Origin of the sequence: Rhizobium sp. PEPV16 (assembly GCF_008919455.1) — a bacterium.
In the GTDB taxonomy this organism is placed as follows: domain Bacteria; phylum Pseudomonadota; class Alphaproteobacteria; order Rhizobiales; family Rhizobiaceae; genus Rhizobium; species Rhizobium leguminosarum_Q.
In genome coordinates, this window is record NZ_VSZV01000317.1 from 23,090 (window position 1) to 46,102 (window position 23,013).

At 63.1% G+C, this 23,013-nt stretch carries 20 protein-coding genes and 1 riboswitch; of the genes, 14 read left to right on the forward strand and 6 right to left on the reverse strand.

Translation table 11 applies throughout. From position 1 onward, the window contains the following. Positions 1–68 precede the first annotated feature (68 nt). A complete protein-coding gene (phaZ, locus tag FY112_RS19670) occupies positions 69–1,283 on the forward strand; it encodes a polyhydroxyalkanoate depolymerase (RefSeq protein ID WP_131628921.1) in 1,215 nt (404 codons plus the stop codon). Positions 1,284–1,314: 31 nt separating this feature from the next. Here phaZ and FY112_RS19675 read toward each other — a convergent pair whose 3' ends face one another. From FY112_RS19675 to FY112_RS19700, 6 genes are all read right to left on the reverse strand, one after another. Continuing rightward, positions 1,315–3,150 (reverse strand): ABC transporter ATP-binding protein, encoded by a 1,836-nt coding sequence (locus FY112_RS19675; protein ID WP_131628853.1) that lies wholly within the window; start codon positions 3,148–3,150, stop codon positions 1,315–1,317. 35 nt (positions 3,151–3,185) lie between these two features. Next, a complete protein-coding gene (locus FY112_RS19680) occupies positions 3,186–4,382 on the reverse strand; it encodes an aminotransferase class V-fold PLP-dependent enzyme (protein ID WP_131628852.1) in 1,197 nt (398 codons plus the stop codon). 68 nt (positions 4,383–4,450) lie between these two features. Beyond that, on the reverse strand, positions 4,451–4,963 hold the full coding sequence (locus FY112_RS19685; RefSeq protein ID WP_131628851.1) for a RidA family protein: 513 nt from the start codon (positions 4,961–4,963) through the stop codon (positions 4,451–4,453). 50 nt (positions 4,964–5,013) lie between these two features. Continuing rightward, a complete protein-coding gene (locus FY112_RS19690) occupies positions 5,014–5,883 on the reverse strand; it encodes an ABC transporter permease (protein ID WP_094088629.1) in 870 nt (289 codons plus the stop codon). Then, entirely contained in the window at positions 5,883–6,824 is a 942-nt protein-coding gene (locus FY112_RS19695; RefSeq protein WP_181018245.1) for an ABC transporter permease, read from the reverse strand. The genes FY112_RS19690 and FY112_RS19695 overlap by 1 nt, the downstream gene beginning before the upstream one ends. An 80-nt stretch (positions 6,825–6,904) precedes the next feature. Continuing rightward, positions 6,905–8,431 carry an ABC transporter substrate-binding protein gene (locus FY112_RS19700; protein ID WP_151519085.1) on the reverse strand — a complete coding sequence of 509 codons (1,527 nt, stop codon included), beginning with the start codon at positions 8,429–8,431 and terminating at the stop codon, positions 6,905–6,907. Positions 8,432–8,657: 226 nt separating this feature from the next. Between FY112_RS19700 and FY112_RS19705 the strand changes: the two genes are divergently transcribed. The 13 genes from FY112_RS19705 to thiD all read left to right on the forward strand — a co-directional run bounded on the left by FY112_RS19705 (position 8,658) and on the right by thiD (position 22,918). Beyond that, entirely contained in the window at positions 8,658–9,242 is a 585-nt protein-coding gene (locus FY112_RS19705) for a DUF1349 domain-containing protein (protein WP_151519086.1), read from the forward strand. A 224-nt stretch (positions 9,243–9,466) separates the two neighbouring features. After that, positions 9,467–10,600 (forward strand): transporter substrate-binding protein, encoded by a 1,134-nt coding sequence (locus tag FY112_RS19710; protein WP_151519087.1) that lies wholly within the window; start codon positions 9,467–9,469, stop codon positions 10,598–10,600. Continuing rightward, positions 10,597–11,178 (forward strand): ANTAR domain-containing protein, encoded by a 582-nt coding sequence (locus FY112_RS19715; RefSeq protein ID WP_151519088.1) that lies wholly within the window; start codon positions 10,597–10,599, stop codon positions 11,176–11,178. The genes FY112_RS19710 and FY112_RS19715 overlap by 4 nt, the downstream gene beginning before the upstream one ends. After that, a complete protein-coding gene (locus FY112_RS19720) occupies positions 11,178–12,026 on the forward strand; it encodes an ABC transporter permease (protein WP_003547924.1) in 849 nt (282 codons plus the stop codon). The genes FY112_RS19715 and FY112_RS19720 overlap by 1 nt, the downstream gene beginning before the upstream one ends. Further along, positions 12,026–12,946 (forward strand): ABC transporter permease, encoded by a 921-nt coding sequence (locus FY112_RS19725; protein ID WP_094088633.1) that lies wholly within the window; start codon positions 12,026–12,028, stop codon positions 12,944–12,946. Before FY112_RS19720 ends, FY112_RS19725 begins: the two co-directional genes overlap by 1 nt. Before the next feature lie 25 nt (positions 12,947–12,971). Continuing rightward, complete coding sequence (locus FY112_RS19730) at positions 12,972–14,591, forward strand: ABC transporter substrate-binding protein (protein WP_151519089.1); 1,620 nt, start codon at positions 12,972–12,974, stop codon at positions 14,589–14,591. Between the two features lie 69 nt (positions 14,592–14,660). Further along, the gene (locus tag FY112_RS19735) at positions 14,661–15,605 is read left to right on the forward strand and encodes an acetamidase/formamidase family protein (RefSeq protein ID WP_094088635.1); all 945 of its coding nucleotides are present in this window, start codon (positions 14,661–14,663) and stop codon (positions 15,603–15,605) included. Beyond that, complete coding sequence (locus FY112_RS19740) at positions 15,602–17,290, forward strand: ABC transporter ATP-binding protein (RefSeq protein WP_151519090.1); 1,689 nt, start codon at positions 15,602–15,604, stop codon at positions 17,288–17,290. Before FY112_RS19735 ends, FY112_RS19740 begins: the two co-directional genes overlap by 4 nt. Before the next feature lie 135 nt (positions 17,291–17,425). Beyond that, the gene (locus FY112_RS19745) at positions 17,426–19,102 is read left to right on the forward strand and encodes a S8 family peptidase (RefSeq protein ID WP_151519091.1); all 1,677 of its coding nucleotides are present in this window, start codon (positions 17,426–17,428) and stop codon (positions 19,100–19,102) included. 9 nt (positions 19,103–19,111) lie between these two features. Next, complete coding sequence (locus FY112_RS19750; protein WP_151519092.1) at positions 19,112–20,440, forward strand: hypothetical protein; 1,329 nt, start codon at positions 19,112–19,114, stop codon at positions 20,438–20,440. Between the two features lie 89 nt (positions 20,441–20,529). Next, positions 20,530–20,626, forward strand: a riboswitch (TPP riboswitch). Between the two features lie 50 nt (positions 20,627–20,676). Further along, positions 20,677–21,480: a hydroxyethylthiazole kinase gene (thiM, locus tag FY112_RS19755; RefSeq protein ID WP_151519093.1), complete on the forward strand. Its 804-nt coding sequence runs from the start codon at positions 20,677–20,679 to the stop codon at positions 21,478–21,480. Beyond that, entirely contained in the window at positions 21,477–22,112 is a 636-nt protein-coding gene (gene thiE / locus FY112_RS19760; protein WP_151519094.1) for a thiamine phosphate synthase, read from the forward strand. The genes thiM and thiE overlap by 4 nt, the downstream gene beginning before the upstream one ends. Continuing rightward, entirely contained in the window at positions 22,109–22,918 is an 810-nt protein-coding gene (thiD, locus tag FY112_RS19765) for a bifunctional hydroxymethylpyrimidine kinase/phosphomethylpyrimidine kinase (protein WP_151519095.1), read from the forward strand. Before thiE ends, thiD begins: the two co-directional genes overlap by 4 nt. The last annotated feature ends 95 nt before the right edge of the window (positions 22,919–23,013 follow it).

The following is a 23,013-nucleotide window of genomic DNA, read 5'->3' on the forward strand; positions in this document are numbered from 1 at the left end:
GGCAGGACATATTCCACTAGCATTTTTTGCACCGCCGCATCGATGCGGCAGTGCGGGAGATTTCGGCCATGCTCTACCAGGCCTATCAGTTCCAGGATGATCTCATCGCGCCGCTCCGCGATCTGGCGCGGCGCCTGCAGATCTTCTCCGCGACAGCGCTCTGGGGATCCGGCAGCGAAATGGGACGGCACTTCGCCGCCGCACTGGAGATGATCTCACGCTTCGAGATCACCCACCAACGTCCGGATTTCGCCATAGACTCGGTCATGATCGGCAATCGCGTGGTGCCGGTCACCGTCGAGACCGTACTCGACATGCCCTTCGGCACGTTGCTGCGCTTTGCAACGGACACCGATGCAAAGCGGCCGCGGGTGCTGGTCGTCGCCCCGCTGTCCGGCCATTTCGCGACGCTCCTGCGCGGCACAGTGCAGACCCTGCTGCGCGATCACGACGTCTATATTACCGACTGGGCGAACGCCCGCGACGTGCCGCTGTCGGCCGGACGCTTCGGCATGGACGACTATGTCGATTATATCATGCATTTCCTGGAGGAAATCGGCCCCGGCGCTCATATCCTCGCCGTCTGCCAGCCCTGCGTACAGGCGCTGGCCGCCGTTGCCGTGATGTCGGAAGAGCGGCATCCCGCCACCCCGCGGACCATGACGCTGATGGCCGGGCCGATCGATCCGCGCGAGAGCCCGACGAAGGTCAACGAACTTGCCGTATCGAAGTCGCTCGCCTGGTTCGAGAGCTCGCTGATCACCGGCGTTCCCTGGCGTTATCGGGGCGCCGGGCGGCGGGTCTATCCCGGCTTCCTCCAGCTCGTCGCCTTCATGTCGATGAACATGCAGCGCCACCAGGACGCCCATCGCAGGCTCTACGACCATTTGGCGAAGGGCGAGACGGCCGAAGCCGGCAAGATCAAGAAGTTCTACGACGAATATTTCGCCGTGCTCGACCTCACCGAAGAATTCTACATCGAAACCATCGAACGCGTCTTCCAGAAGGCGGAACTCGCGACCGGCGACCTCACCCACCATGGCCGCAAGGTCGACCCGGGCCAGATCCGCAACACGGCACTTTTGACCGTTGAGGGCGGCCGCGACGACATCTGCGCGCTCGGCCAGACGTCGGCCGCGCACGATCTCTGTCGTGCACTGCGCCCGCATCTGAAGCGCCATCATCTTCAGGCCAATGTCGGGCATTACGGCGTCTTCAGCGGCCGCCGCTGGGAGGGGGAAATCTACCCCGTCGTGCGCAACATGATTCTGGCGATGGAATAGCGCCCGTCAGATCCGAAACGCGATGGCAAGTCTACCGATCGGCCATGACCAGGTGGCCCGGCCCGACTTCGCGATAAGACGTGCTTGCAGGCTGATAGTCGACCGGGCGCATCGGGCTCTTGATCTCGTCATTCGCCACCATCCGCTTTTCGTGGCGACGGTCCGGATCGGGCACGGGCACTGCCGCGATGAGTTTCTTCGTATAGGGATGCTGCGGATTTTCAAAGACCGCGGCCCGCGGGCCGATCTCGACGATCTCGCCGAGATACATCACGGCGACGCGATGGCTGACGCGTTCGACCACCGCCATGTCGTGCGAGATGAACAGGAAGGCAAGATTGAGGCTCTGCTGCAGGTCGAGCATCAGGTTGATGACCTGCGCCTTGATCGAGACGTCGAGCGCCGAGACGCTTTCATCGGCAACGATGACCTTCGGCTGCAAGGCAAGCGCGCGGGCAATGCAGATGCGCTGGCGTTGGCCGCCGGAAAATTCATGCGGATAACGCGCGGCCATCTCCGGTAGCAGGCCGACCTTCACCAAAAGATCGGCGACGACGTCTTTCGCCTGCTTCGCGGTGCCCATCCTGTGTTCGAGATAGGGTTCGGCGATCGCAGCACCAACCGTCATGCGCGGGTTGAGGCTGGCAAAGGGATCCTGGAAGATCATCTGCACGGATTTGCGCATCTCGCGCAGATCCTTCCGGTCGAGGCCGAGCACCTCCCTGCCCTCGACAAGAACAGAACCGGCCTGCGGCTCGATGAGCCGCATGATGGCACGGCCGGTTGTCGATTTGCCGCAGCCGGATTCGCCGACAAGCGACAGCGTCTCGCCGGCGTGAAGGTCGAAGGAAACGTTTTCGACCGCATGCACCCGGCTGGTCAGCCGGCCAAACAGGCCGGAATGAATGTCGAAGCGCTTGGTGAGGTTCTTCACCTGCAGGACCGGCGTCGCTGCCACCGTATCGGTGACCTCGGCGGGAATGTCCGATTCACCCGTTGCGGTATTGACCACGGGAAAGCGCAGCGGCCTTTGCCTGCCCTGCATCGAGCCGAGCACCGGCACGGCTGAAAGCAGTGCTCTCGTGTAGGGATGTTTGCCGCGGTGAAAAATATCGGCGGTGGCGCCGCTTTCCACCTGTTCGCCGCGGTACATCACCACCGTCCGGTCGGCGATCTCGGCAACGACGCCCATGTCATGGGTAATGAAGAGAACGGAGGTCCCCTCCTCGTCCTGCAGCATCTTGATGAGATCGAGGATCTGGCCCTGGATGGTGACGTCGAGCGCCGTCGTCGGCTCGTCGGCGATCAAGAGTTTCGGCCGGCTGGCGAGCGCCATGGCGATCATCACCCGCTGGCGCATGCCGCCGGAGAAACGATGCGGATATTCGCCGAAGCGCGAGGCGGCCGAGGGGATACGGACCTTTTCCAGCAACCTGATCGTCTCGGCTTTGGCATCGGCCCTGCTCATATCGGAATGGCAGAGCAGCGCCTCAGAAATCTGGTCGCCGATGGTGAAGAGCGGATTGAGCGATGTCATCGGCTCCTGGAAGATCATCGCCACCTCGTTGCCGCGCACCTGCCGCATGGCATTTTCCGGCAGGGCCAAAAGGTCGCGTCCGCCGAGCATGACGCGGCCCTCGACACGGCTCGTATCCGCCTGCAGCAGCCGCATGATCGAGAGCGAGGTGACGCTCTTGCCCGATCCGGATTCGCCGACGATCGCCACCGTTTCCGCCGGAGCGACGGTGAAGGAGACGTCGCGCACGACCGGTTTCCAGACGCCGTCCACCAGGAAGGATGTCGTCAGCCTTTCGACGGCAAGAACGTCGGTCGTCGTCTGGATCGGTTGGGTTTGGGCGCTGGCCATGGCGGTTCCTCTTGCGGCAGATGAGCGGCGGCGGATCAATCCGGCCAGCGCAGTGCACCATCGAAGCGGTGCCTGCTGCGGTTTTCGATCGGCGTTGCGATGATCTCGTTGGAGGCGCGCGCCTTGTCGAGTTCCTGCGCCAGGCGCTCCGCGACGATCGTCTCCTCGCCCGGGTGCAGGTTGCAAGGGTCGAGGTAGAAATAGCGGTGCTCCACCTCGTGATCGCGCACGATGATCGGCGGGCTGCCCTTGGCAAGCGCATCGGCCAGATCCCATGCGGTGATATGGGCTTGCCCGGGATCGACGATCAGGCGCAGCCGATCGAGGGGATTGTTGGTCGGATCGGGCTCGATCAGCGCGGTGACGCCAGGGCGGTCGTCGAGGGTGCGCTTCCACAGGTTGAGATAGCCGGTCTCGCGCTCCAGGATGCCGGCATGGTCGCGGTTTTCCCAGGCTTCGAGTGCCGCCATCACGCCGAAGATGCTCTCCTTGCCGACCTTCATGCCGCGGCCGATGCCCATATTCTGCAGGAAGGCATGGCGCACCAGCTCCTTCCTGCCGGCAACGATGCCCGAGGTCGGGCCGCCGAGGAATTTGTGGCCGGAGTAGAGCGCGATATCGGCTCCCTGCTCCAGGAAGATGCGCAGGTCGTATTCCGAAGCCGCGTCGACGATGACGGGCACGCCCCTGGTATGGGCGATCTCGACGAATTCCTTCAGGTTCAGCAGGCCGTAGTCGACAACATGGTGGGAGACGACATAGACGGCGGCGGCAGTCTTGTCGGTGATGGCGTTTTCCATATGGAAGCGGTGCGTCGAGGTCGCCTGCCCCACAAGCACGACCTTGCCGCCGGCAAGCCGGATTGCCTGGTCAACCGGGGCGCCGTAACTGACGACATGGCCCATCTGCACCAGCACCTCGTTCTTCTCCGGCACCACATCCGGCAGCTTCTCGATCGCCAGCAGGTTGTTGCCGGTGATCGTGCCGGCGACGGCAAGCGATATGCCGGCCGAGCAGGAGGCGGTGACGAAGCCCGCCTCGCCGCCGGTCAGCCTAGCGATGACGGCGCTTGCCTTGCGCTGCAGATCGTTGATCTCGACGAAGTGCGGCAGGATCGATGCCATCGCGCTGATCGCTTCGGGAACGACGATCGAGGCGCCGAGGCTGGTCATCGTGCCCGATACATTGATGACAGGGCGAAGGCCAAGCGACGGGCGGATATCAGTGGACATGGAGATCTCCAGGATTCTGGGTCGAAAAACGAAACATGGTGCGGTCGATCAACTGTGTCGAGCTCCCGTCAGCCGTGCAAGGCGACGATCGCCTCGATCTCGACGGTGATGTTGCCGGGCAGCGAGCCGAAGCCGACGGCAGAGCGGGCATGTTCGCCGGCCGGCCCGAAGACTTCAATCAGCAGATCCGAACAGCCGTTGATGACGCTTGGATGATCCTCGAAATCAGGCACGGCATTGACCATGCCGAGCAGCTTGACCACTCGCTTGACGCGGGAGAGATCACCGAGCGCATCCTGCATGACGGCAAGCAGGTTTATGCCGGTCAGCCGCGCGTGGCCGTAGGCCTGCTCGACACTGACCCCACCGCCGACCTTGCCGGCATGCATGAAGCCGTCAGCCTCGCGCGGCCCCTGGCCGGAGAGATAGAGCATGTTGCCTTCGATCACATGCGTGACGAAATTGGCGATCGGCGGCGGCGGGGGCGGAAGCGCAATGCCGAGGGCGGCAAGCCGTTCGTAAGGCGAGTTCTCGACCTTGCCGGCCGCGGTGGGAAACTGATTCACGCAAACTCCTGTCATGCAATTTTCGATTTGGCGAATTTCAATTGGGCCGACGCTTGGTCGGCGGATTAAAGATCCTTACGCAGTCTGGGATCGAGCATGTCCCTGAGGCCATCGCCGACCATCTGCAGCGACAGCACGGAGAGGATGATGGCGACACCCGGAAATAGCGTCATCCAGTCGGCCTGGCCGATATACTGCCGGCCGGCGGCGATCATCGTTCCCCAGGTCGGGATTTCGGGGCTGACCCCAAGACCGAGGAAAGACAGGCCGGCTTCCGCAAGCATTGCGCTGGCGAAGAGAAACGTGGCCTGCACGAGGATCGGCGACAGCAGATTGCGCAGCACATGCCGCGTCATGATATGGAAGGTCGAGATGCCGAGCGCCCTCGCCGCCTCGACATAGGGCAGCTCGCGAATGACCAGCGTCGAAGCGCGGACGATGCGGGCAAGGCGCGGCGCATAGACGATCGACAATGCGATGATGACCGTCGTCAACGACGGGCCGAGGGCGGCAACGAGCGCGATCGCCAACAGAATATCCGGAAACGCCATCATCGCGTCGATCAGCCGGGCGATTGGCGTATCGAGCTTCTGGAAGAAGCCGGCAAGCAGGCCGAGCGTCACGCCGATTATGGCCGACAAGGTCACGACCGCAACACCGACGAGCAGCGACAGGCGGCCGGCGAAGATCGTCCGCGAGAAGACGTCGCGGCCGAACTCATCTGTGCCAAAGAAAAAGGTGCCGCTCGGCGGCTTCAGCCGGTTGACGATGGAAAGCTTCGACGGCGAATAGGGCGCGACAACAGGCGCGAAGACCGCCAGAAGCACGAAGATCGTCAGGATCAGCAGACCCAAGGCGACCGTCTTGCGCTTCAGCAGGCGCTTGACGAATTTGCTGCCTTCGCCTTCGACTGATTTGATTGCGATATCTGCCATCAGTAGCGCACCCTCGGATCGATCAGCAGATAGAGCATGTCGATCGCAAAATTGATCAGCACGTAGAGCGCGGCGATAACGAGCAGCGCGCCCTGGATGACGGGATAGTCGCGGCGCAGCACCGCGGAGACGACGAGGTTGCCGACACCCGGCAGGCCGAAGACGGTCTCGGTGACGACGGCGCCAGATATCAGCACCGCTGCCGTCAGGCCGATCACCGTCAGGATCGGGATCAGCGCATTCTTCAGCGCGTGCTTGAGAATGACCCGACGCTCGATCAACCCCTTGGCGCGGGCCGTGCGGATATAATCGTCGCCGAGCACATCGAGCATCGACGCGCGGGTGAAGCGCAGGATCAGCGCCGAGGAGACAATGCCGAGTGCAAAGGCGGGCAGCGTCAGATGATACATGCGCTCGAAGAAGGTCGAGCCCGGACCGCCGTAACCGGAGACCGGGAAGAGGTTGAGCCTGACGGCGAAGACCTGCATCAGGATCAGGCCGAGCCAGAAGCTCGGAATGCTGGCTGCAAACATGGCGAGCGTCGTTGCCGCCTGGTCGACGAAGGAACCGCGCCGATAGGCGGCATAGATGCCGATCGGCAGGGCGATGATGCTGGCAATGGCGAGCGAAAACAAAGTCAGGAAGAAGGTCGGCTCGGCCCGGTCGAGCAAGGCCGAGGTGACTGGCATGTTGAGGAAGATAGACTGGCCGAGATCACCTCTCAGCATCTGGCCGATATAATAGACATATTGCAGGCCGAGCGACTGATCGAGGCCGAGCCGGGACCTGAGGTCGGCAATATCCTGCGGTGTCGCATCCGGCCCGAGCATGACGGCGGCCGGATCGCCCGGGGTCACGCGCACGATGACGAAGACGATCGTGACGACGAGAAACATCACGACGATCATGCCGAACAGGCGCTGGAGGATGTAGCGTATCATGAATCCCTGGCAAACCTTTGCAGATGCTGCAAAAAAGAAGACCGATGCCGACCAGGAATGGCCGGTATCGGTGGCGATGCTTACTTCTTGATCGAAGCATTCCAGAAATACGGCCACGGAGCCGGATCGACGCCTTCAAGCTTGGTCGATTCTGCCGAAACGGCGTTGAAGTCGCCGATCTTCATGAAGGGGGCGTCGGCATAGATCGCCTTCTGGACGTCGGCCCAGAGCGCCACGCGCTTCTTCGGATCGACTTCCGAGGTGAAAGCATCGACGGCGGCCTTGCGGGCCGGCGTATCCCACCAACCCGGCGAACTGGTCGAGAGCGAGCCGATCAGGGCAGGCTCCGGCAGGAAGGGGCTATGGGTGATGTAGATATCCCAGAGCTTCGGATCGGTACGGCGCTGCGTCAGTGTCGCCCAGTCCACAACCTGCATATCGACGGTGAAGCCGGCAAGCTTCAAATATTCGGCGGCGACCTGCGCCATTTTGTAGTGGAACTCATACTGGCGGCTGGTCAGGATACGGATCGGCTCACCATTGTAGCCGGCCTTCTTGGCGGCAGCCGCCGCCCCTTCCGGATCGGCAACATTATAAGCGCCTTCGACGCCGGCATCTGTCGACCAGGCAAAGGTCTTGGGATAGATGGCGCCGTCGAGCGCGTAGAAATCCTTGCTGCCGAAAGCCGCCGCCAGCATGTCTTCCATGCTGAGCGCCTGACGGATCGCCTTGCGAACCTCGACATTCCCAGCAATACCTTCCTTCGTGTTGAAGACGAAGACGGGATAACCGAAGGGCTTCAGGATGATCGGCTGCGAGGCGGTGGAGGCCTTCAGCTTGTCGTATGATTCGACAGGGATCGAGTCGACGTAGTCGTACTGGCCGGAAACGGCGGCCTCGACGCGAGTGTTCGGATCCGGCACCGGCACGAAGCGGATTTCATCGAGATACTGGTGGCGGGCGCCGCCATAACCATTGCTGTCGCCTTCGCGGGACTTATAGCCATCGAAGCGGACAAGCTGGATATACTGGTCGGCCTTGCGCTCTTTCAGCATGTAGGGACCGGTGCCGATGAAGTCTTTCATCGGCTCGTCCTGCTTTTCGGACGGGATGATGATCGCGGCCGAATTGTTGAAGGCGAGCAGCGAGGTCAGCGGCGCATAGGGCTGCTTCAGCGTGATCGTCACGGTCGCCGGATCGGCGGCGGTGACCTTATCGATGAAGCCGGCCACCTGCTTGCCGCGCGAGGCGATCTTCATCCAGCGGCCAAGCGAGGCGACGACATCTTCCGAGGTCATGTCGCTATTGTCGTGGAACTTGATGCCGGTCCTGAGCTTGATCGTATAGGTTTTGCCGTCGGCACTGATCTCGGGCAGGCTTTCGGCCAGCAGCGGCGTGACGTTCCAGCTCTTGTCGAAGGTGTAGAGCGTTTCGAAAATGTGCTGCGTGACGATGCCGACGAGATCGGCCGTCGACGACATCGGATCGAGCGTCGGCGGCTCGCCGATCGTCGCGACATTGATGACGCCGCCCTTTTCCTGGGCAAGGAGCGTCGAAGGCAGGGCGACGAGCGCGGTGCCGAGAAGGAATGCGACCAGTGTTTTCATGTGAGGACTCCCGTTTAGTTCCACAATTATGTAATTCATCTTTTTGTAACAGAATAGGAGATGGATCGATCCTGTCAAGCAGGAGCGACGGATTATGCGCTCGGCGGATACCGAGACGCCGAAAAACACACAATCTTTGGCTGCGCCCGCCTGCAACAAGACCGCGCATTATGCCAAGGTGTGTCAATCGCCCTCCAGTGAGGCTTCAACGGAACGGGAGAACAGGATGAGCATCGATTTCAACGACGGCAAATGGCTGAACGAGCCGGCACACTGGCAGGCGACCGAAACCGGCCTCACCCTGACCACCGATGAGAAGACCGATTTCTGGCGGGAGACCCATTACGGCTTCACCCGTGACAGCGGCCACTTCCTCGCCTTTCCCACCACCGACAGCTTCACCGCACAGATCCGCGTCCGCGGCGAATTCCGCACGCTCTACGACCAGGCTGGGCTGATGGTGCGCATCGACGAGAGACGCTGGGTGAAAACAGGCGTCGAATTCACCGACGGCGAAGCCTTCCTCAGCACCGTCGTCACTGACGGCAAGTCCGACTGGTCCGTCGCGCAGCCCTTCAGGGAATTGGAGGATTTCTACATCCGCGTCACCGTCGCCAACGGCGCGATGCGCATCCAGGCTTCGCGCGATGGCAGTTTCTGGCCGCTGCTGCGGCTCGCCCCCTTCCCGGCTGCTGACCACTATGAGGTCGGACCCACGGCCTGCACGCCGGAGCGTAGCGGATTGACAGTCCGCTTCTCCGAATTCTCGATTGGGCCGGCGACTGCAAAGGATCTGCATGATTTGAGCTAGAAGAGCGTCCTTTCGTGGCTCTACCGGAAGAACAAGATCAAATGACTGCGAGTGCAGCGCAGCACACTTGACAAAGACAAGCTGCCTGTATTTTACTCAGGCCTGCGGATTAGGCAAAGAGCCTTCCACATTACATGACTTCGATAGTCCCCGGGCAGTTTCGCCCCATGACGCCTCATCGCTCGATGGGACCAGCGTCGTGGGGTTTTTGATGTGGTCACTTCATGAATGACGCGCTGAAAATCGGCATCCTCTTTTCGACCACCGGGCCCTACGGCTCGATGGGCCGCGACGCGCGCGACGGCGCCGATTTCGCGATGGCCGAATATGCCGGCGTCGAAGGGCTGGCGATCGAGCCGGTCTTCTTCGATCCGCATGCCGATCTCGCCGCCTATCTGGACGGCGCGCGCCATCTTCTGCGCGCCGGCTGCCGCCATATCGTCGGCACGATCACGTCTGCGGCGCGCAAGGAAGTCATTCCGCTCGTCGAGAAACATGACGGCCTGCTCTGGTACATGTGCCCCTATGAAGGCTTCGAGGCCAACGAGAACGTCATCTATGTCGGCGGCTGCCCCAACCAGCATCTGCTGCCGCTGTTCGAGCACCTGATCCCGCGCTACGGCGCAAGGCCCTATCTCGTCGGCGCCAACTATGTCTGGGGCTGGGAGATGAACCGGCTCGCCCGCGAACTCATCACCCATGCCGGCGGCGAAGTGCTCGGCGAACGCTATCTTCCGCTCGAGGAAACCGCCGTCGAACGCATCGTCGCCGAGATCGCGCAGCGCCGCCCGAGCTTCATCCTCAACAATCTGATCGGCCCCTCGAGCTACGCCTTCCTGGAGGCGATCAAGGCCCTCGGTGATCGCGACCCGGCCTTCCGCGCGGAAAACTGCCCGGTGGTCAGCTGCGACCTGATGGAATGCGAACTCGACGATATCGCCGCCGGAGCTGCTGCCGGCCAGCTTTGCGCCGCTTCCTATTTCGATAGTATCGCGACCGCCGAAAATGCCGCCTTCAAGGCCCGTGTCACTCAGCGTCACGGCGCCGAGCGGCGTGTCTCCAGCGTCTTTGCCAGCGCCTATACGGCCGTCCGGCTCTGCGTCGACGCGATCGTCGCCGCCGGCGGTGACGAGACCGACGCCGTCCGGCGCGAGCTCTACAATCGATCCTGGCCGACCCTGTTCGGCGCGCTTTCGATCGACCGCGAGACCAATCATGCCGCCCTGCCCTTCCATCTCGGCCGGATCAACGCCGACAACGGCTTCGATGTCGTCGCCTCGCGGCCGCCGCTCGCCGCCGACCCCTATCTGACCGGCCGCAACCGCCAGGCCTTTCCACGGCTAAGGGTGGTGTCATGAGAGAGACACCCAATTTCACCGGCTGGCAGGCGATGGTCCTGCATCGCGAGGACGGCAACACCGAAAGGCTGATCCGCCAGCTTCGCCTGCTCGGCATCCACGCAACACTGCAATGGGCGCCGCTTTCGGCCGCGGCACTGCCCGATCTCGTCATCGTCGATGCCGACCAGGGCTGGGACGATCTGCTGCCCTGGCACGGCGAAACGCCTGCCTGCCCCGTCGTTGCCTTGCTTGGTTCGGAAGCGCCCGGCCGCATCGCCTGGGCACTTGGACAGGGTGCCGGTGCGATCATCGCCAAGCCGATCGCCACATCGGCCGTCTATCCGGCGCTTGTCATGGCCGTCTCCATTCATCGGGAGCGCAAGGCGACTGCGGAAAAACTGCAATATCTCGAAGAGCGCGTTCGGCTGCGGCCACTCGTTCACGCCGCCGTCGAAAAGCTGCAGGCCGCACATGGCATCGACGAGGAGAGCGCTTACGCAATCCTGCGCAATTGCGCCATGCGCCGCCGCCTGCCGATGGAGCAGATATCAGCCTTCATCCTGGCGGGCGCCGAACCTCTGCCGGAGGCCGGCTGATGCATGTGCTGAAACAGATGATCCGCCAGCCGACGGCCCTCTTCGGCCTCATCGTCGTCACACTCGTCATCGGGCTCGCCATCGCAGCGCCGTGGATCGCGCCGTTCAGTCCTGACGAGCAGATGTTTGACGGCCTGTCGCTCGAAGGCGCGCCGCTGCCGCCGGGCGGTCCCTATCTGCTGGGCACCGACACGCTCGGCCGCGACCTGTTCTCGCGCCTGCTCTTCGGCGCCCGCACCTCGCTGATCATCGGCCTTGTTGCCAACGGCATCGCGGTGACGATCGGCCTCTTCGTCGGCATCGTTGCCGGTTATCTCCGCGGGCTGGCGGGCAACATCCTGATGCGCTTCACCGATCTGATGATGGCCTTTCCGGCATTGCTTCTCGCCATCGTGCTCGCCGCATTGCTGAAGCCGAGCCTCTGGATCGTCGCCATGGTGATTGCGCTGGTCAACTGGGTGCAGGTCGCCCGCATCGTCTATACCGAAACCCGCGGGCTGGTGGAGCGGGATTTCATCATGGCCGAACGCTCGCTCGGCGCCGGCCATATGCGCGTGCTCTTCATGCATATCCTGCCGCACCTCATGCCGACGGCAATCGTCTGGGGAACGCTCGGCATCGCCACCACCGTGCTGCTCGAGGCCACGCTTTCCTTTCTCGGCGTCGGCGTCCAGCCGCCGCAGCCCTCCTGGGGCAACATCATCTTCGAGAGCCAAAGCTATTTCCAGGCCGCCCCCTGGCTGGTCTTCATTCCGGGCGCGATCATCCTCCTGACGGCGCTTTCCTTCAATCTGGTGGGCGACGCGCTACGCGACATTCTCGACCCGACCCAGCGCGGGAGGGGCTGATGGCATCACTCATGCTCCGCCGGCTGGCGCAGGCGGCCCTCATCCTGCTCGGTGTCGCGGCAATCACCTTCGTGCTGCTCTATGCTCTTCCGGCCGACCCGGCCCGCATGATCGCCGGCCGCAGCGCCACCGCCCAGACGGTCGCCAACATCCGCCATGAGCTCGGCCTCGACCAGCCGCTGCTGGTCCAGTTCGGCACCTATCTCGGCAATCTGCTGCATGGCAATCTCGGCCGCTCCTATGCGCAGAAGACCGATGTCTGGACGCTGATTGCCGCCCGCCTGCCGGCGACGCTGACGCTGATGCTTGCCGGCATCTTCGTCGAGGTGGTGCTCGGCCTGACGCTCGGCACCATCGCCGCCATGCGCCGCGGCGGCTTCGTCGACCGTATGGTGATGATGGCCTCCTTCGTCGGCACCTCGGCGCCGCAGTTCCTCGTCGCCCTGCTGCTGCTCTACCTGCTGGCGGCAACGCTCGGCTGGTTTCCGATGAGTGGCTACGGCAGCTTCTCGCATCTCGTCCTGCCTGCCGTAACGCTCGGCATCTGCGGCGCCGGCTGGTACGCCCGCATGGTGCGCTCGTCGATGATCGACGTGCTGAACCAGGATTACGTCCGCACGGCGCGCGCCAAGGGTCTTTCCTCGAAGCGAGTCATCCTGCGCCATGCACTGCCAAACGCGGTGCTGCCGATCATCGCCATGATCGGCATCGATATCGGCCAGTTCATGGGCGGCGTGGTCGTGGTCGAGGCGGTCTATGGCTGGCCCGGCATCGGCCAGCTCGCCTGGCAGGCGATCCAGCAGGTCGACATCCCGATCATCATGGGCGTCACCCTGACCTCGGCACTTGCCATCATCATCGGCAACCTGCTTGCCGACCTCGTCGCGCCGGTCATCGATCCGCGCATCCGCACACGCTGACAGCAACCAAAGAAGGGGAACCAAGATGTTCAAACGCTGGCTGCAACAGACGACCATGGCAACGATGGTGGCGCTCGCCCCATTGTCCGTCATGGCTCAGGAAACGCCCAAGCAGGGTGGCGATATCGTCGTCACCTACAAGGACGACATCACCACGCTCGACCCGGCAATCGGCTACGACTGGGTCAACTGGTCGATGATCAAGAGCCTGTATTCCCGCCTGATGGACTATGCGCCCGGCACGCCGAACCCCGTTCCCTCGCTTGCCGAAAGCTTCACCGTTTCGCCCGACGGCTTGACCTATACCTTCAAGCTGCACAAGGGCGTAAAGTTCTCGAACGGCCGCGAGGTCGTCGCCTCCGACGTGAAATATTCGATCGAACGCGCCGTCGACCCGAAGACTCAAGGGCCTGGCGCGGGTTTCTTCGGCGCCATCAAGGGCTTCGAGGATGAAACCGGCGGCAAGACGACGACGCTCTCCGGCATTGAGACGCCGGATGACGGCACCGTCATCTTCAACCTCTCGCGCCCCGACGCCACCTTCCTGCACGTGCTTGCGATCAACTTCGCCTCTGTCGTGCCGAAGGAAGCCGTCGAGGCAGCCGCCGGCGATTTCGGCAAGAAGCCGGTTGGCTCCGGCACCTTCATCCTGAAGGACTGGACGATCGGCCAGCAGCTCGTCTTCGAGCGCAACAAGGATTATTTCGTCAAGGGCGTTCCCTATATCGACAGCTTCAAGGTCGAGGTCGGCCAGGAGCCGCTGGTGGCGCTCTTGCGCCTGCAGAAGGGCGAGGTCGATATTGCCGGCGACGGCATTCCGCCGGCGAAGTTCCTCGAAATCAAGAATTCGGCCGATGGCGCGCAGATGATCGTCGACGGCGAGCAGCTGCACACCGGCTACATCACGCTGAACACCAAGGTGAAACCCTTCGACAACGTCAAGGTTCGCCAGGCGCTGAACATGGCAATCAACAAGGACCGCATCACCCGCATCCTCAACGGCCGCGCAACGCCCGCCAACCAGCCGCTGCCGCCGCTGATGCCGGGCTACGACAAGGCCTTCACCGGCTACGCCTATGACGTAGCGAAAGCCAAGGCGCTGCTTGCCGAAGCCGGCTATCCCGATGGTTTCGAGACCGTGCTCTACTCGACCAACACCGACCCGCAGCCGCGTATCGCCCAGGCGATACAGCAAGACCTGGCCGCTGTCGGCGTCAAAGCCGAAGTCCGGGCACTCGCCCAGGCAAACGTCATCGCGGCCGGCGGCACGGAAGGCGAAGCGCCGATGATCTGGTCGGGCGGCATGGCCTGGATCGCCGACTTCCCGGATCCGTCCAACTTCTACGGCCCGATCCTCGGTTGCGCCGGCGCGGTTCCGGGCGGCTGGAACTGGTCGTGGTATTGCAATGCCGATCTCGACAAGCGCGCCGTTGCCGCCGACTCGATGTCCGATCCGGCAAAGGCCGCCGAGCGCACCGTCGCCTGGGGCAAGATCTTCACCGATATCATGGCCGATGCGCCGTGGATCCCTGTCATCAACGAACGCCGCGTCGTCGCCAAGTCGCTGCGCATGGGCGGTGCTGACAACATCTACATCGATCCGACCCGCGTCATCAATTACGACGCGATCTACGTCAAGCAATAAGCCCTGAAGAAACAAAGCCTTCCCGGTCCCGCCCGGGAAGGCGTTATAAAATCGAGGGAGACACATGACATGTGCATCGCCTGCACCCACACCATCCACCGCGCCCAGCATAATTTCGGCTGGAACAAGGATTTCACCCCCGCGGTCGTCGCCAAGCCCGGCGAGACGATCCACTTCGAATGCATGGATTCATCCGGTGGCCAGCTCGGAAGCGACGCCACCCTGGAAACGCTGAACGCGCTCGATTTCGGCAAGATCAACCCGGTCTCCGGCCCAGTCTATATCGAAGGCGCCAAGCCCGGCGATGCGCTGAAGGTGACTCTGCGCAAGTTCATTCCCTCGGGTGTCGGCTGGACGGCGAATATTCCAGGCTTCGGCCTGCTTGCCGACCAGTTCAAGGATCCGGCACTGCACGTCTGGTCCTATGACGCCAACAGCATGGTGCCCGCCCTTTACGGTCCGGGCGGTCGCGTGCCACTGAAGCCCTTCGCCGGCACGATCGGCGTCGCACCCGCCGAGCCCGGCACCCACTCCGTCGTTCCCCCGCGTCGCGTCGGCGGCAACATGGATATCCGCGACCTGACGGCGGGGGTGACGCTCTATCTGCCCGTCGAGGTCGACGGCGCGCTGTTTTCGATCGGAGATACCCATGCCGCCCAGGGCGATGGCGAAGTCTGCGGCACGGCGATCGAAAGCCAGATGAACGTCGAAGCGACGATCGAGCTCGTCAAGGACGCCAGGCTGCAAACGCCGCGCTTCACCACCACCGAACCGGTGACCCGCCATCTCGACGGCGCCGGCTACGAGGTCACGACAGGCATCGGCCCTGATCTGATGACCGGGGCGCGTGAAAGCGTCATGCGCATGATCGATCTTCTCGGCGCCGAACACGGCATGAGCGCCATCGATGCCTATTTGCTCTGCTCGGTCTGCGGCGATCTCCGGATCAGCGAGATCGTCGACCAGCCGAACTGGGTGGTTTCCTTCTACTTCCCGAGGATCGTGTTCGCGTGAACGAAGCCATGCCCGCCGCAGCACCGGTGCTCAGCCTTCGCAAGCTGAGCGTCGATGCCCGCACGCCCGAAGGCCGCAAGCCAGTGCTCGAGGACGTCAGCTTCGAGCTTGCAAGCGGCGAAACGCTCTGCATCGCCGGTGAATCCGGCTCCGGCAAGTCGGTCACCTCGCTGTCGATCATGGGGCTCTTGCCGAAGGCCTCGCTGAAGGTCGCCTCCGGCAGCATCATGCTCGGTGAGCGCGACCTGCTCACGCTTTCCGACCGGGCGATGCGCGGCGTCCGTGGCGGCGATATCGCCATGGTGTTCCAGGAACCGATGACCTCGCTGAACCCGGTCATGTCGGTCGGCAACCAGCTGACCGAAGCAATCCGCGCGCACCAGGGCAGCGACAATGCCGAGGCGGTGGCGCTGAAGATGCTCGATGCCGTCCAGATCACCGAGCCGGCCCGGCGGCTGAAGCAATATCCGCACGAGCTTTCCGGCGGCATGCGCCAGCGGGTGATGATCGCCATGGCGCTCTCCTGCCGGCCGAAGGTGCTGATCGCCGACGAGCCGACGACGGCGCTCGACGTCACCGTGCAGGCGCAAATCCTCAAGCTGATGCGTGAGTTGAAGCGCGAATTCGGCGCCTCGATCATCCTCATCACTCACGACATGGGCGTCGTCGCCGAAATGGCCGACCGCGTCGTCATCATGCAGAATGGCAGGATCGTCGAGCAGGGAACGGCGCTCGCCATCTTCCAGCGGCCGAAGGAGGCCTATACGCAGCAATTGCTCGCCGCCGTCCCGCGGCTCGGCGCGCTTGCCGGCACCGACCGTCCGCCGCGCATCACCCAACGCGCGGTCGAGACGCTGCATCCGGACCGCACGCCGGTGCTGAACGTGCGCGATCTGACCGTCACCTATGGCAGTGCCGCAAGCCGGTTTTTCAAGGGCAAGCCGCCGGTCGCAGCCGTCGAAGGCGTTTCCTTCGATATCCTGCCGGGCGAAACGCTCGGCCTCGTCGGCGAAAGCGGCTCGGGCAAATCGACGACGGGCAAGGCTGTCCTCGGCCTCATCCCCTTCAAGGGCAATGTCCTGATCGACGGCTGCAATATCGCCGGCCTCAGCCAGCGCGAGATGCGGCCCGTGCGCCGCTCGGCGCAGATGATCTTTCAGGATCCCTATGCCTCGCTTGACCCGCGCATGGCCGTCGGCAAGGCGATCGGCGAACCGATGGTCATCCACGGCATCGGCAACCAGAGTGAACGGCAGGACCGCGTCGCCGAACTGCTGCGCCGGGTCGGCCTGACGCCTGATGCGGCGACGCGCTATCCGCACGAGTTTTCAGGCGGCCAGCGCCAGCGCATCTGCATCGCCCGGGCCTTGGCGCTGGAGCCAAAGCTGATTGTCGCCGACGAAAGCGTCGCAGCCCTTGACGTCTCTGTCCGCGCCCGCGTGCTCGACCTGCTGCTCGAACTGCAGGAAACGATGGGGCTTGCCTATCTCTTCATCTCCCACGACATGGCGGTGGTCGAGCGCATGTCGCACAACGTCGCCGTCATGCGCGCCGGCCGCATCATCGAAACCGGCACGCGGCGAGAGATATTCGAAAACCCTGGGGATGATTATACCCGGGCGCTGATCGCCGCGGTCCCGATTCCCGATCCGGAGGTCTACCGCGTGAAAGGGGTTCATGCATGAGCGCATTGCCGGAGCGAGTGTAGATCGGCGATTTTAAAGTCATTCGGATATTTAGTAAATATAGAGCTGCATTTCAGAAATATATTGCACCTATGGTTGTCGCTGTTATTCTTTCCGAAGAGGGAGGAGAACCGCATGGCGAGAGCGCAGCAGCCAGCACGGCCTCGGAGAAAATCCGAGAGCAACATTCAAGAAAACCTCGTCAAGACGCGGATTGGGGGCGATCTCTCGTCGTTCATGAAGGGCAAGACGGATCCCCCCAAGGGGATTGGCAAGGCGAAGCAATTCGATGTCATCATCGAATTTAACCGCGACTTTCCGGGCGGCGGCACGGCGGCGCGGCAACTCTTGTTCGAAGCATTCCTGTTGTACCTCAACAGGATTGGGGCGACTGACGAGAGCAACAACCTGTGGCGTTTCGGCATGTCCCCGCCGCTCGGCATGCCTGCGGTCTCGGAGGACAGCAAACTGGACCTCTCGCAGATCTTTTCGAATGGAAGCAGGATTGCCGCCAAATCCCTCTGGACCGACAGCTACGCCTTCGCGACCCTGACCCGGGAAGCCATTGACCGGCTTTCGAGCTGGACAATGCCCAAAAAGGATGACGACAAGAATAAGGGTGAAACCAAAAGCGGCAGCAAGAATAAAAAGACACCACTCGTCTACAAGATCTGGTGCGATCACGAGATCAAACGCTGCGTCTATGAATCCGTCAGGACAATCAAATGCGATGCGGCGCATGCATCCTTCGCAGCCAGCGGAAAAGGCATTGTCTGGGCAGTGGCCGATACCGGCATTGACGGGACACATCCGCATTTCAAAACACTGAGAACGCTCGATCTGCCGGACGGCCTCTTTCATCGGGATTTCACGGCCGACAATCCGGACCCGGCCGTGGCGTCGGCTGCGGCGCTGATCGATAGTGCCGGCCATGGAACCCATGTTGCCGGCATCATCGCCGGCCGCACATCGGTGCTGGACGAACCGAAAACGGACGCGATCAGGAATATCTGCGTGAAATCGGAGGTGCGCAACGAGGATGGGACCAAATCAACCGTCAAGGATGCTCATGACGGCGTCATCACCGGCATGGCACCGCACTGCAAGCTGTTGAGCCTGAAAGTGCTGGCCAATGAGAAGCAGGGCAAGCTCAGCAATCTGCTGGCTGCGATCGGCTATGTCCAGCGCTCGAACGACTACGGGCGCAACATCAAGATCCACGGCATCAATCTCAGCCTTGGCTATCCGTTCGATCCGGTCTGGTTCGCGGCAGGGCAAAGCCCGCTCTGCGTCGAGGTCGACAGGCTGGTGCGTTCGGGCGTCTGCGTCGTGGTCGCGGCCGGCAATGCCGGCTACGGTACGGTGACGCAGTTCTCAGGCGCGCCGGAGCGCGCCGCCCATAGCGGCACGATCATGGATCCCGGCAACGCAGCGCTCGCCATCACTGTCGGCTCGACGCATCGCGACATGCCGCATACCTACGGCGTCTCCTATTTTTCCTCCAAGGGACCGACCGCGGATGGGCGCATGAAGCCCGATCTCGTCGCACCCGGCGAGCGCATCATCTCATGCGCGCTCTACAACGGTGCCAAGTCAGGCGAAGCGCCGTTCCGGGAGGATACCGGAACGAGCATGGCGACGCCGCATGTCTCCGGCGCGATCGCCGCGTTTCTCTCGGTTCGGCGTGAATTTCTCGGCCACCCGGAACGCGTCAAGGAGATCTTCATCGGCGCCGCGACCGATCTCAAGCGGCGGCCGGAGTTTCAGGGCGCCGGCCTGCTCGATCTGATGCGAACGCTACAGGCTGTGTAAGGAGGACATATGGACACGCTTGGACCCTCGCCATTCCTATGGCTCGAATTCGACAAGAATGGCGCGATCGATCCCGCGACGACGACAAGTCTCGCGGCGTTGCTCAACCAGCCCGGAACGACCGATCTGGTGGTCATGTCGCATGGCTGGAAGAATACCAAGGACGATGCCCTCAAGCTCTACGGAACGCTGTGGGCGAACGCCCGCAAGAAGCTTGCGCCCGACAAGGCGAGCCACACCGTCGTCGCCGGCGTCGTCTGGCCCGCCAAGGCCTATCGCACCGATTTCGACGAACAGACGCTGGTGACGCCAGGCGGCGGTGGGACCCTGGCGGCAGATGGAACGGTGGCAGGCCCTGAGGATCTTGACGATGCGGCCTTCAAAAACGTGCTGAAGGATTTCGAGGATCTCTTCGGGCCGGATGGCGCCGCAACGGCCGAAAAGGCGCGGGCGGCAGCGAAGACGCTCGATGAAACGACGTCGTTTTTCCTCGTCAAGAACGGCAACGAAGCACTCGGTTCTCCGGGAACGGACTCCGAACTCAAAGCGGATTCAGCGCCGATTGCGCTCGCCACCGACGATGCCACCAGCGCCAAAATGCTGATGGAAGCTCTCATCGCGGCGCCGACATTCAACCTCGAAAGCTCCGTCGGCAAGGCTCAAGGGCTTGGCGACGTCGTCTCGGGCCTGATCTCCGGCCCGAGAGCGGCGGTGGCGCGGTTTTTGAACCAGCTGACCTATTACGAAATGAAGAAGCGCGCCGGCATCGTCGGCGAGGCGTTGACGAAAAGCGTGCTGTCGAAGCTCGTGCTGCAGCAGCCAATTCGCCTGCATCTCGTCGGCCACAGCTTCGGCGCCCGGCTGGTCGCGGCGGCGGCAAACGGGCTGGCGCCGGTCCCGAAGCTGGAATTCTTCTCGCTCACCCTGCTGCAGGGGGCCTTCTCGCACAATGGCTTCGCCAAGGAGATCAAGCCGGGCCTTGCCGGCGCCTTTCCCGATGTCGTGGGCAAGCCGACCGGCCCGATCTGCATCACCCACACCCACAACGATCTCGCCTGCACGCTCGCCTATGCGCTGGCGTCGCGCCTATCGCGCGATATCGCCAAGAGCATCGGCGATGCCAACGACGAGTTCGGGGCGATGGGGGCGAACGGTCCGCAGCACCTGAAGGCGGGACAGGCCGTCGAGGACGATGCGGATGCCGTGTTCACGCCGCAGGCCGGCAAGGTCAACACCTTCCTGGCGGACAAGTACATCATCAAGACGGCGGCGTCGGATGCCCATAACAATGTCGACAACGAGGATGTCGGACGGCTGTTGGCAAAGATCGTCGGCTGATCGCCTTTCGTAAAAGAGACGCGGCGGCGTTGGTCGTGGAATTGTCATTTTCGGGATGACATCAGTCCCGTTCTCTGCGAAAAGAGCGCGATGAGAGACAGGGGCGTTCGTCGACAGACGGGCTGAGAAGCACCCTTCGAACCTGAACCGGATAATGCCGGCGGAGGGAGTCGCTCGGGGCCGCGGCACCGTCCGCACGAACCGCCCCGTGCCCGCCCCCGCCTGAAAGGGGCCATATGCAGACCAGGACCACACCAGGAGCGATGCTGAAGGCGATGCGCGAAAAGCCGCCGCTCGTTCAGTGCATCACCAATTACGTCGCCATGAATATCGCCGCCAATGTTCTGCTCGCCGCTGGCGCCTCGCCCGCCATGGTGCATGCGGCGGAAGAAGCCGGCGAATTCGCCGGGATCGCAAGTGCGCTGACCATCAATATCGGCACGCTGTCGACGCAGTGGGTAGACGGCATGCAGGCGGCTGCGAAAGCGGCGACATCCGCCGGCAAACCCTGGGTGCTCGATCCGGTCGCCCATTATGCGACGGCTTTCCGCCGCAATGCGGTCGCCGAACTGCTCGCCCTGCGACCGACCATCATCCGTGGCAACGCTTCCGAGATCATCGCGCTTGCCGGCGGAGAAAGCCGCGGCCAGGGAGTCGACAGCCGCGATCCGGTCGAGCAGGCGGAAGGTTCGGCGCGATGGCTGGCTGAGCGGCAGCGGGCGGTCGTTGCCGTTACCGGTGCGGTGGATTTCGTCACCGACGGCGAGCGGGCCGTGCGCATCGAAGGCGGATCGGCCTTGATGCCGCAAGTCACCGCGCTCGGCTGCTCGCTCACCTGCCTCGTCGGCGCCTTTGCCGCGACGGCGCCTGAGGATATCTTCGGCGCGACGGTCGCCGCACTTTCAACCTTCGCCATCGCCGGTGAGGAAGCCGCCCTTGGTGCGGCCGGGCCTGGCTCCTTCTCCTGGCGTTTTCTCGATGCGCTGGCCGCGCTCGACGCCGAAATGCTTGACGCCAGGGCAAGGATATCAGCCGCATGAAGGCTTTCGACCTTTCGCTCTATCTCGTCCTCGACCCCGATCTCTGCGCGGAGATCGGCATGGTCGAAACCGCGCGCCTTGCCGTTGCCGGCGGTGCGACCATGGTGCAGTTGCGTGACAAACATGCCGGCACCATCAGGATGATCGAGACCGGCCGCGCCTTGAAACAGGCGCTGGATGGGACCGGCGCCCTGCTCATTGTCAACGATGACGTCGAGGCGGCAATCGCCATCGGCGCCGACGGCCTGCATATCGGCCAGGAGGACATGGATGCGATGAGAGCGAGGGCGATGATCGGCCCTGAGATGATCCTTGGCCTGTCTGTCGAGAGCGAGGCGCTTGCCGGCGCCGTCGATCCTGATCTCGTCGATTACACCGGCGTCGGCCCGGTATTTGCGACACCGACCAAGGCCGATCACAAGCAGCCGATCGGCTTTGACGGACTTGCAATGCTGGTAAAGGCCTCGCCGGTGCCATCGGTCGCGATCGGCGGGCTCAAGGCCGATCATGTCGCCCAAGTGTTTGCCGCAGGCGCCAGTGGGCTTGCCGTCGTCTCCGCCATCTGCGGCACGCCCGATCCGGAAGCCGCTACGCGCCGTATCGCTGCAGAAATTCGAAAGGTCCGCGCATGATCCGCAATGTTCTCTCCATCGCCGGTTCCGATCCCTCCGGCGGCGCCGGCATCCAGGCCGATCTCAAGGCCTTTTCCGCCCGCGGCGTCTATGGCATGGCGGTGCTGACCGCGCTGACGGCGCAGAACACGCAAGGCGTCAGCGGCGTGCACCTGGTGCCGCCGCAATTCGTCGCCGACCAAATCAATGCCGTCTTTGCCGATGTCCGCGTCGATGCGGTCAAGATCGGCATGATCGCCAATGCCGGCATCGCCGATGCCGTTGTCGGTGCGCTGTCTGACCACCGCGACATTCCGATCGTTATCGACCCTGTCATGATCGCCAAGGGTGGAGCCGCCCTGCTCGCGCCTGAAGCGGTTGACGTGCTCACCCGCCGGCTGCTTCCGCTTGCCACACTGCTGACCCCGAACCTGCCCGAAGCCGCCGCCCTGCTGCACCAGCCGGTGGCGACAAACCGTGCTGAGATGGCGGAACAGGCCGAGCGCCTGCTGGCGCTTAGTCCGGCCGCGGTGCTGGTCAAGGGCGGACATCTCGACAGCGACGAGAGCCCTGACGTGCTTGCCACTGCCGCCGGCCTGCACTGGTTCGAAGCCCGGCGCGTGCCGACCAAGAATACCCACGGCACCGGCTGCACGCTCTCCAGCGCGCTGGCGGCCGAGCTCGCCAAGGGCGCCTCGGCGCGGGAGGCCGTCGCCATCGCCAAGGATTACCTCGCCGGCGCGGTCGCGGCTGCCGGACGCCTCACCGTCGGTTCCGGCCACGGCCCAGTGCAGCATTTTCATGCGCTATGGAAAGAGGGCGAATAGACGCTCGCTCAGCCAACATATCGCCAATCGAGACGGCCCGGCCCTTCCCGGGCCGTTTTTGCGTTCGGCACCTACTTTGCGTTGAAACCCTGGGG